Below are 10,056 nucleotides of genomic sequence, written 5' to 3'. Positions count from 1 at the left end.
AATATCGGTGGCTTTGACTTGGGTGGAATTGGTACCGCTACATTGGCGGCAATTGTGTTAAATGCTTTGTTTAACCAAGGGACTGAAGCAAAAGATCTCAAAAAATCACCTGCCAAGTAGGCACGTCATGCAAATGATACAGGTATCAGCATTGCCTATTTGTGAACGTGCAACGTGCCCTAATCTGGTTATTAGCAACCTCCATCAGTCCCCATCAATTGATTGAAACTGATGGGGGTTATTTCATGTGTGTACGATAATAGGGCAAAAGACAAAAACTACTGATCTTTTCGTTTATAAAAACGCGCAAAAAAACGGTAGTTTCTGAGTGTTGTTGGACGAGATTTTATCGAGCCTAAATAAATGGCGAGCATTGTTAGTAGTGCGCCGCTCCACTGTAGTGTGTTAATTGGTTTGTCGAGCAAGCTATAGTCAATCACCAGTGCGGCGATGGGCTCAGTCAATAGCAGCAGTCCTGTTAATGCTAACGATAGTTTTGGAATCGAGTAGGCAATGAGTCCCCATGCCAGGCATTGCATCACCGTGCCATAAATCAAAATCCAGCCGACCTCAGACCAAGTATTCGGAAGTACGTTTCCTTGATCAAACAGAAACATAGGTACAATCATTGCTAGCACACCACCGATACTGATCAGTTGCATGAGCATGAATATCGGCGTGGGTTCGGTGTCGTGTGTTTTACGAATGAATGTCATCGATGCTGCAAGCATGGCACCTGATATGATACCAGTGATAAAGCCCCAAGTTGCAGCGCTGTTATGGGAAAACTCAGGGCTACCAATCATAGCGACGCCAAACATCGCTAGAAACAGACTGATTAGCTGTAAAATAGATTGCCGTTCATTGAAATATAAGAAACCAATCGCCGCTAAAAAGAAAATCTGCAAACTATTGAGTAATGTTGATATACCAGGACCGACGGCATAAATACTCTCGTGCCAAAGCGCCAAATCTAATCCCAAAAAAACACCGGACAACAAGCTATATACGATAGCACGTCTTGAACGGGGCAGTCGCTGGCCCATGACTTTGGCTAATACAGCAAAGACGATGCCTGAAATCGCCAGCCGCCAAAATGACATCGCCCAACCGCCTAATTCAACGTGAGCAACAATTAGACTACCTAGTCCAAAAATGATACAGCCAATGACCAACAGGACAGGTGCAAAACGGGAAGAGAGGTTAGCCATAAATGACCCTTTGGGAACGACTGATAGGTTTTTGTTGAGAATATAGGGCTTACAGTACCTATAGTACCGTCAATCTCTGTGAGTAGCCGTCTAATGAAATAAGCCAAATTGTTGAGGTTTTGTGTTTAAGGTGGGATGATAAAGGGAGTATTATTTCGTGTAATTATAGCAGTTATGCTTACTGCATATAAAAGAACCGATACTGGCGTTAATAGTAACCAGTGACACGATGTTGATTCTTAGATGCTGACTCTTGTTCAGTAGGCTGCCTCGCATTTAATAGACAGGATCTAATCAGCAGTGTCTGTATCTCTGCAAAAGACTTTGCAGGAATAGTGTTGGCGCAAATCATACGATTTGTTAATCTAGCCTGTCATGATAGCTAGCAATACTCGGATGTGCCGTATAGCTAGCTATAAACACTGATTGTACAACATAAATGATTTCGTCAGTGTATTGGTTAAATAATCAAATAAGGTACAATGCCTGACATAGGTCAAGGCCCATCATCATTCCAACATAGGTTCTTTCATGCTTAGACGATCATTATTAAAAAGACCTCTCTCTTTAGCTGGCTTGCCGCAGATGATATCAAGATGTGGTGTTGCTATTGGAGTGGTTTCGGGCATGCTCTTTGTCGTACCTAGTGCGAACGCAGCAAGCTGCAATATTCCAGAAAGCTTTTATAAAAATGTGTCTTGTACAGCGAGTAGTAGCTACTTTTTAGCCACAAAGGATTCTGGTACCCCCGTTGCTTTGATTAATCGCAGCGGTAAAAGGGTTGTGGATTTATCACGTTACCAAAACGTTGACGCCGACCGAATGTCAGGTGGATTATTGCCGGTGATGCGCAATGGTCATATTGGCTATATAAACATGCAAGGACGGGAAGTCATCCCTGCGATATATGACATACTTAGAGGTGGACAAAGTTGGGCACGTCCAGTATCAGAAGGCCGTATCGTCGTAAAAAAATCTGGTAACTATGGCGTTATTAATACTGCCAATAAAACGATTGTGCCGTTCTCAGCATCGTTTAGTGATATCGATGATTTTCGTGGTGGTGTGGCTCGCGTTCGCAAAAACAGCGCAGTCAGCTGGTTGGATGTAAATGGTAAAACGGCCAATGATCCGAACAGTACGAGTGAAACGACTAACACTAATGTAGTGCAAGCAGAAACCAGACTCACACGACCCAGCAACTTTACAACCTTGCAACCACGTCAACAAGATGGAAAATGGGGTTTCGTTGATGATAATAATGTAGTGATGATTACCTATTCGTTTGACGAAGTAAGATCGTTTTCTGAAGGGTTGGCTGGTGTTCGCATTGGAGAAGATTGGGGATTTATTGATCTTGGTGGTGCGCTATTAATTCCTTTTCGTTTTGCTGACAGTGGTGTGTCAACTGGAACCAACTATAAGGGCGGTCCGTCTTTTACATTCGTAGATGGTAAAGCATGGATCGGGAATTTGAAAAACGGTACCAAAATGTGTGTGAATACAACAGGTGATGGCGTACGTTGCGATTAGGTAGACAACCGATATTAGAGCACGTTTGACCAGCAATGAACATGAAACTTAAAGATAAAAAAGGGCGTAAAAACTCATGTCCGTGACAGGTTTTACGCCCTTTTTCGTGACAGATATGAAATTACTTATCTAATAAATGAGTGCCAATCAGCTGGACTAAGTAAGGTTGATAATACTCAGGGATATCATGTGCCATTCCTTCAATCAAATAAAATTTGGCGTTGGGAATGGTTTTAGCGACCACACGGCCCTGTGAGGCAGGTAGTAAACCGTCAGCACTGCCATGGAGCACGATGGTCGGTGCCTTAACTTGTTTACTGAAGCGGCTGATAGAGCCTGATGACAAGATCGCATTGAGCTGCTGCACAGTACCTAGAGGATGAAAGCTGCGCTGATAGCGTTTTTGGGCGATATCGCGCACCATGCGCACATTGACATGACCAGGTGTCCCGACGGTTTTCATAAACCAGACACTGTGACGTATAATATCACGCTCAGAATGGCTCTCAGGGCGATTTATTAAGGTATATAGCTGTCTAGGCTTTGGCGGTCTTAAAAAGGCACGGTTGGTGGTAGTAAACATCAGCGCCATGCGCTCTACCAGACTTGGATAGCGTGCTGCAACGATTTGAGCAATCATACCACCCATGGAGGCACCAAGCAGATGAGCTTTGCTTAACTGCAATGCTTTGATTAGGCGCACGGTATCTTCTGCCATATCTGTTAAGTTATAAGCGACTTGGGCGCCTTTATTAGAGAGCCCAGTTTGAAGGCGTAGCATCATTTTGAGCTGGCTAATACGGGGTAGACCGTCGATTTGGACTTTAGAAGACAATCCGATGTCACGGTTGTCAAATCGAATCACAAAAAAACCTTCATCAATCAGGCGCTTCACAAAATTATCAGGCCAGAATATCATTTGCGATCCTAGCCCCATGATCATTAGTAGTGGTGGATTATTTGGGTTACCACCAGCTTCTACGCATAGCTCTATGCCATCGCCGACATCAATCATTGCTTGATAAAGATGGTCACTGAGGTCTGAATGTCGCCATTTATGTTCGCCAAGTTGCTGCCATTCAGGCGTAGGCCAGCCACTAAAACCCTCATCTGATTTAGAGTCTGACTCTAAACTCGGACTGTCAGGTAACTTGACGCCATTAACGTGATCTGTGATGTCATTTGATTGTGTCATGAAGTATCCTATTTAAAAGGTCGTCTACTACAGTTCAAGCATCTCAAAGTCAAGCTTTCCTACACCGCACTCTGGGCAAGTCCAGTCATCAGGAATATCTTCCCATTTAGTACCAGGTGCAATCCCTTCTTCAGGACAGCCTAGCTCTTCGTCGTAGATCCAGCCGCAGACAATACATTCATAGCGTTTCATAAGTAGTCCTATCTATTATTACCAGTGATTCAGTACTTTTTTGAGCCTATTTTTTTGAATTCAAACCTCTCGGATTAAAACCAGAAAATTAGACTGCAAAAGCGCCAGTATTTTAGCATATAACCGTTATTTTAATAGTTAAGTTTACACTTGTATATTGAGGCCGTGCGCTATTTATCAAGCCAGTCAGGCTGATTATGTATATATACCGATGTGATCTCTATTATTGAGCCGCAATATAAAAAACCATTATGCTATAATGTTTGCCCTTGAGCCATCGCGCCATCTATCGTTTATCATTGAAACATTATTATTTGAACCATACTGTTCAAGCCATATACGCTAAGGGTCCTCATGAGCATTAATGCTGCCGCTATATCCTTCCAAACTAAAAACGAGCCATCAAATATGCTGAATAAAGAGCATCCTTTTTGGGAAATTATTCGCACAGTACCAGACTTCCCAAAAGCCGGCATTGATTTTTATGATATTACACCGCTATTACGCAGTCACATTGATGCGGCTATCGATGCATTGCTAGCAGCATTGCCCGATGGATTATTGGATGAGGTAGATTGTTTGGGTGCAGTGGAGGCACGCGGATTTGTTTTTGCAAGCTTGCTAGCAGGTCGACTGGGCAAAGGTATGATTTTACTGCGTAAGCCGGGTAAATTGCCACCACCTGTGGCCAATAAGGCCTATGCTTTAGAGTATGGTGAGGACACACTTGAAATGCAAAATAACTTGCCACCTGAGCGGGTATTATTGGTTGATGATATTTTGGCTACTGGCGGCACATTAACGACTGCTTACGAGTTGTGTCAATCGGCAGGACATTGCGTGGTGGGAGCCTTAGTACTATTAGACTTGGTCGATCTTCATGGGGAGTTTCCGGCCCCTGTTTATACTGTCTTAGAAGCCTAATCTTCGTTATTTTTAGATTCCAAATGCTATAAAACTAAAGAAGCGCGTTGATCATATCAGCGCGCTTCTTTAGTTTAAGATGTGTCTCAAGTTTAATCGATGACAATCCCAATGAGCTAAACTTTCTAAAAGCTAACATATTTAAGTACCACTAAGCGTTGTCCACTAGCGAGGTAATATATACGCATCTTTTTTGTTTGAATATAAATTATCTGATTGTTTTCACTGTTTTTTAGAAAGGTACACTTTTTTAAAAAGGCAAACCCTGGTGTTTTCTTAGATTTCTTTTTTGCCTTGATTATAAGCATTACAGGATTCTTCTACTATAGTGCGTCCAACCGTATTGGGTGTGGTGATCTTAAATTCTCTCGAAGTCAGTATGGGTTTATCTGATTGCCAGTCGTTTATGACTTCATCGTTAACGGTATAGTCGACGTTTGCTCGGGTATAGTAGCTGAGATCTTTGCAGGAGATCAGTAGTTGTTGATCACGATGGTGGACGGATTTTTCGTTCACTGTTTCGTTTGCTTGTCGTGATGGATAGGATCTACGAATAGACACAATAATATTTTCGACGTCTTTTTCATCTATGATTCTGATATCGGAGCTTTCGATATCGTCGAAATCAATACTAACAACTGATCCGGATCTGCTTTCAGATACTTTCGACCAATTCGCTGCCTGTGCGCTGAATACCAAAGCGCTGCTTACCAATAACACTGATAGCCGTTTCATACTTTAGCCTTGCTGCTTGTGATCTGAAAACAGCATAATAGCCAACTTGTTATCGGTAGGCAACTTTCTTTTGTGGAGCGCGGGGGTATTGCTTATTATCCACGAATAGCGGTCAATGCCTTGGCAAGCTCCTCACGCGCCGCAATAAAGCCGTCGATACCTTTTGGTAACAGGTCTTGTGTAACGGTGTCTTTTTGGTAAGCGGCGCTGAAATCATCATGTGAGAGGCTGACTTTATCCATTTTATCCTGTTCCATTGCCATACTGGGTGAAAGCTGGCGAGTGATGTCACTGTCCATCGCAGCAATATCATCAATGAGGTTTGGCGCGATGGTTAATAAGTCACAACCCGCTAATGCCAATATTTGGTCGGTCGAGCGAAAGCTTGCGCCCATGACTTGTGTGTTATAGCCATGTTGTTTGTAATATTGATAAATCAGCTTCACTGACTGTACGCCCATGTCATCAGAAACTGGTACGTTTTGTCGGTTTTGTTGGCGTTTTTGCCAGTCCAAAATACGTCCAACGAATGGTGATATTAACGTGACGCCCGCATCGGCACAGGCGATTGCTTGATGCTGCCCGAATAGCAAGGTTAAATTACAGTGGATATTTTGAGTTTCCAAGTAACGCGCCGCTTCGATACCTTGCCATGTGGCCGCCATTTTTATCAATACACGCTCTGAGTCGATGCCTGCTTTTTGATAGGCAGCCATAAACTCTAAGGCCTTATCAATGGTTGCTTGAGTATCGTAGGACAGTCGAGCGTCCACTTCGGTAGACACACGGCCGTCAATAAGTGCCAAAATATCACAGCCAACTTGAACGGTAAGCGCATCGATCACAGCATCGATATCGCCGTTATGGTTGCTCATGGTTTCTGATAGCATGCTCTGATTGTCAGGATGAGTAAGTGCCTTGGTAATCAAACTCGGATTGGTAGTCGCATCGATTGGCTTTAAGCGTGCGATGGCAGAGAGGTCACCAGTATCAGCGACAATGGTGGTCATTTTACGAAGTTGCTCTAATGTGCTCATTGAATATCCTTATTTATCAATTATGTGATTATTTTTTTATTCCTAGTAGTGACTAGGTTTAGTAGCTAGATTGGGTATTAGGTTTGGGTTTAGACTGTAACATAGTTTGAGGTCAGATTTTCTCATAGTTTACCGTGCATGGACTGTCTCGCATACAACTGTGGTAATATTAGCGGCTTTAATGGTATTTACAAATGGGCACTGAGGATAGTTTTTGTTATAGTAGAGCAGATTATATGGTAGCTTTTTGAGATATTGGTTTCATATAACCAGTAGTCATATAATACACCACAGATTAAAGTGTCTTGTTTTAACCATTAGAGTATTCGAAATCGACCTAATAAGTAGAAAGTCTAAACAGTTATAAATTTAAAAAGGATGAGCGGTAATGAGTGAGCAGTCATCAGAGAAAAATATGGATAACCCAAATCAATCCACTACAGGCGCTAGCGATACCGCAAATGAAAAAGCATTTCTGGATAATATTCGTGAGAGTATTGATGCCGTTGACTGTGAGATTCAGACACTAATCAACAATCGCGCGAAACTTGCTCAGCAAGTAGCAGTTGTAAAGAAAGCTCATATTGCTAATAATGAAGCAGATGATATAGATAGTAAGAATCCTATTTTTTATCGTCCTGAGCGTGAAGCCCAAGTACTTAAAGCGGTCATGGAGCGTAATGCAGGTCCTATCGCTGATGAAAAAATGGCACGTTTATTTCGTGAGATTATGTCAGTCTGCCTAGATTTAGAAGCGCCGCAGCGTATTGCGTTTTTGGGCCCAACAGGGACGTTTACACATGCTGCTTCACTCAAGCATTTTGGTAAAGCTGCTGATACCGTACCGATGAACACCATCACTGATGTGTTTCGCGAAGTTGAAGCAGGTACGGCGATGTATGGTGTGGTACCGGTAGAAAACTCTTCAGAAGGCGTGGTCAATCATACGTTAGATGGGTTTTTATCTTCTACCCTAAAAATCATTGGTGAAGTTGAGATGCCTATACATCAAAACTTCTTGGTTTCTGAGCATACCAAAGTCGATAGTTTAAGCCGTATTTATTCGCATCAGCAGTCTTTGGCACAGTGTCGTCATTGGTTAGATGTTAACTTTCCTAATGTTGAGCGGGTGTCAGTTTCAAGCAACGGTGAAGCTGCTCGTCGCCTAAAAAATGAATGGCATTCTGCAGCTATCGCAGGTGGTGTAGCAGCTGCAGAGTATGGCTTACATAAGCTTTATGAAAATATCGAAGACAATCCAAGCAATACCACGCGCTTTTTGATCATCGGTCATGAGGCAGTTGCGCCTTCAGGACAAGATAAAACCTCTATTGTCGTTTCAGCTCATGACAAGGCTGGTGCGTTGATCGAAATATTGAAACCAATGTCTTATCACGGCGTATCGATGACCAGTATCGAGACACGCCCTGAACGTCCTAATAAATGGGCATATGTATTCTTTATTGATATGCAGGGGCATATCGATGATCCAAACGTGAGTGCTGCTATTTCGGATATTCGTCCGTTGGTCAAAGATTTACGAGTATTAGGCTCATATCCTAAGGCAGTGCTGTAGTTAATCGGCCAACCAATCGCTTTATTCAGCATTAATTCGATCATTAATTCGATCATCAGTTCGATATAGTGTCTTGCTTGAAGCAATCGAGTTACGTACGTAATCGGTTGCTTTGTAGATTTTTCAGAAAAAGCCTCTGTTCAGAAAGACTTTACTATATCGTATAGGATTGGCTGAGTGTCTCACCGAAAATAATAATAAATAACACCAAACTGAAAATTACGATTAGCTGTGTCAAAATCGCTTAGCCTACCATGCGTAGCACTTGCATTCTTTCTCCTTGCTATTCAAATTTTTATGAATGGTATAACTACCCATATCTAAGGACAAATCATGAAGTCATCGTCAACGACACAATTGGATTTAGCACCGTTAACTCCAGCATATGACAGTATCTTAGAGCTGTCTCCTTATCAAACTGGCAAGCCAGTTGAAGAGTTGACTCGTGAGTATGGTGTCTCTGATGTCGTAAAGCTTGCTAGTAATGAAAATCCGATGGGCTGTTCACCGCAAGTAACGTTGGCTATTACCGAGCAGTTAGGTCAATTGGCTCGCTATCCTGACGGCAATGGTTATTATCTAAAGCAAACACTTTCTGATTTCAACGATGTGACTGTGGATCAGATTACTTTAGGTAATGGTTCTAATGATTTGCTCGATATATTGGCGCGTAGTTTTGTCGGTGCTGATGATGCCATCGTATATAGTGAATACGCTTTTGTGGTGTATTCGATGTTAGCAAAAATGCAAGGAGCGACGGGTGTAGAAGTGCCTGCACAGAATTATGGTCATAACCTAAAAGCCATGAGCCAAGCGGTGACAGACAACCCAAATACCAAAGTGGTTTTTATTGCGAATCCCAACAACCCAACTGGCACACAGCTCGGACAAAAAGCGCTACGTGATTTCGTTGCTGGAGTGCCAAGCTCAGTATTAGTGGTGCTTGATGAGGCGTATATTGAATATAGCCCTGAAAGTAATAATAGGGCGTTGATTGACGAATTTGATAACGTGGTCATCGTACGTACCTTTTCTAAGGCGTATGGCTTGGCAGGATTGCGTGTTGGTTATGCGCTCAGCTCAGTGGCAGTAGCAAAACTGATCAATCGTGTTCGTCAGCCATTCAATGTCAGCCGTATTGGTTTGGCAGCTGCTACTGCTGCACTCGCCGACCAAAGCTTTATTAAAGCTGTGCGCGAGACGAATGATGAACAGATGCGTTGGCTTGAAAAACAATTCGATGCGTTAGGATTGCGATTTATTAAGTCATATGCCAACTTTATCATGGTAGAAATCAACATGGAGATGGAAGATACAACGGCCATTGATATTCATCAAGCGTTATTGGAGCAAGGCGTTATCGTTCGTCCGTTGGCAGGGTATGGTTTGCATAGCTGGTTACGCATTACTGTGGGCGTGGCAGAAGAAAACCTTCGTTTGATTGATACGCTACGTTCGATATTGAATGACAATTGATTAGATCAAAGACATGATGTTTGCAGATATACTTTGCCAAGTAAAATTTTGCCATATTTTTTGATGAGAGAGACCGTGAGCCAACAAACGAAAGAGAATAATAACAGTAGCAGTAACAACAGCAACGATAACAGCACCGATAATAGTAACAATATAAAATCCTCTGTTAGTCATCAG

At 42.5% G+C, this 10,056-nt stretch carries 9 protein-coding genes; 4 read left to right on the top strand and 5 right to left on the bottom strand.

Going from position 1 to position 10,056, the window contains the following annotated elements; genetic code table 11:
- Positions 1-278: 278 nt before the first annotated feature.
- Complete coding sequence (locus L0J61_RS05785; protein ID WP_301465382.1) at positions 279-1,211, bottom strand: DMT family transporter; 933 nt, start codon at positions 1,209-1,211, stop codon at positions 279-281.
- A gap of 531 nt (positions 1,212-1,742) precedes the next feature.
- On the opposite strand from L0J61_RS05785, the gene L0J61_RS05780 reads away from it, so the two are divergent.
- Positions 1,743-2,744, top strand: a complete 1,002-nt coding sequence (locus L0J61_RS05780) for a WG repeat-containing protein (RefSeq protein WP_301465381.1) — start codon at positions 1,743-1,745, stop codon at positions 2,742-2,744.
- A 121-nt stretch (positions 2,745-2,865) separates the two neighbouring features.
- Here the strand turns inward: L0J61_RS05780 and L0J61_RS05775 are convergent, their stop codons facing one another.
- Positions 2,866-3,759: an alpha/beta fold hydrolase gene (locus L0J61_RS05775; RefSeq protein WP_301465384.1), complete on the bottom strand. Its 894-nt coding sequence runs from the start codon at positions 3,757-3,759 to the stop codon at positions 2,866-2,868.
- 207 nt (positions 3,760-3,966) lie between these two features.
- Positions 3,967-4,131, bottom strand: a complete 165-nt coding sequence (locus L0J61_RS05770) for a rubredoxin (protein WP_301465380.1) — start codon at positions 4,129-4,131, stop codon at positions 3,967-3,969.
- 408 nt (positions 4,132-4,539) lie between these two features.
- On the opposite strand from L0J61_RS05770, the gene L0J61_RS05765 reads away from it, so the two are divergent.
- Positions 4,540-5,055, top strand: a complete 516-nt coding sequence (locus L0J61_RS05765; RefSeq protein ID WP_301465383.1) for an adenine phosphoribosyltransferase — start codon at positions 4,540-4,542, stop codon at positions 5,053-5,055.
- A 276-nt stretch (positions 5,056-5,331) separates the two neighbouring features.
- Here the strand turns inward: L0J61_RS05765 and L0J61_RS05760 are convergent, their stop codons facing one another.
- Together L0J61_RS05760 and L0J61_RS05755 are read right to left on the bottom strand one after the other, a co-directional pair.
- Positions 5,332-5,790, bottom strand: coding sequence for a hypothetical protein (locus tag L0J61_RS05760; RefSeq protein ID WP_301465379.1), 459 nt, complete (start codon positions 5,788-5,790; stop codon positions 5,332-5,334).
- A 95-nt stretch (positions 5,791-5,885) separates the two neighbouring features.
- Positions 5,886-6,827 (bottom strand): transaldolase, encoded by a 942-nt coding sequence (locus tag L0J61_RS05755; protein ID WP_301465378.1) that lies wholly within the window; start codon positions 6,825-6,827, stop codon positions 5,886-5,888.
- A gap of 388 nt (positions 6,828-7,215) precedes the next feature.
- On the opposite strand from L0J61_RS05755, the gene pheA reads away from it, so the two are divergent.
- Complete coding sequence (pheA, locus tag L0J61_RS05750) at positions 7,216-8,403, top strand: prephenate dehydratase (RefSeq protein ID WP_301465377.1); 1,188 nt, start codon at positions 7,216-7,218, stop codon at positions 8,401-8,403.
- 333 nt (positions 8,404-8,736) lie between these two features.
- Complete coding sequence (gene hisC / locus L0J61_RS05745; protein WP_301465376.1) at positions 8,737-9,879, top strand: histidinol-phosphate transaminase; 1,143 nt, start codon at positions 8,737-8,739, stop codon at positions 9,877-9,879.
- Positions 9,880-10,056: the final 177 nt, after the last annotated feature.

It is taken from the genome of Psychrobacter sp., assembly GCF_030457785.1.
In the GTDB taxonomy this organism is placed as follows: domain Bacteria; phylum Pseudomonadota; class Gammaproteobacteria; order Pseudomonadales; family Moraxellaceae; genus Psychrobacter.
Note: the sequence above shows the minus strand (reverse complement) of the source record. Positions and strands in the feature narration are given on the sequence as shown.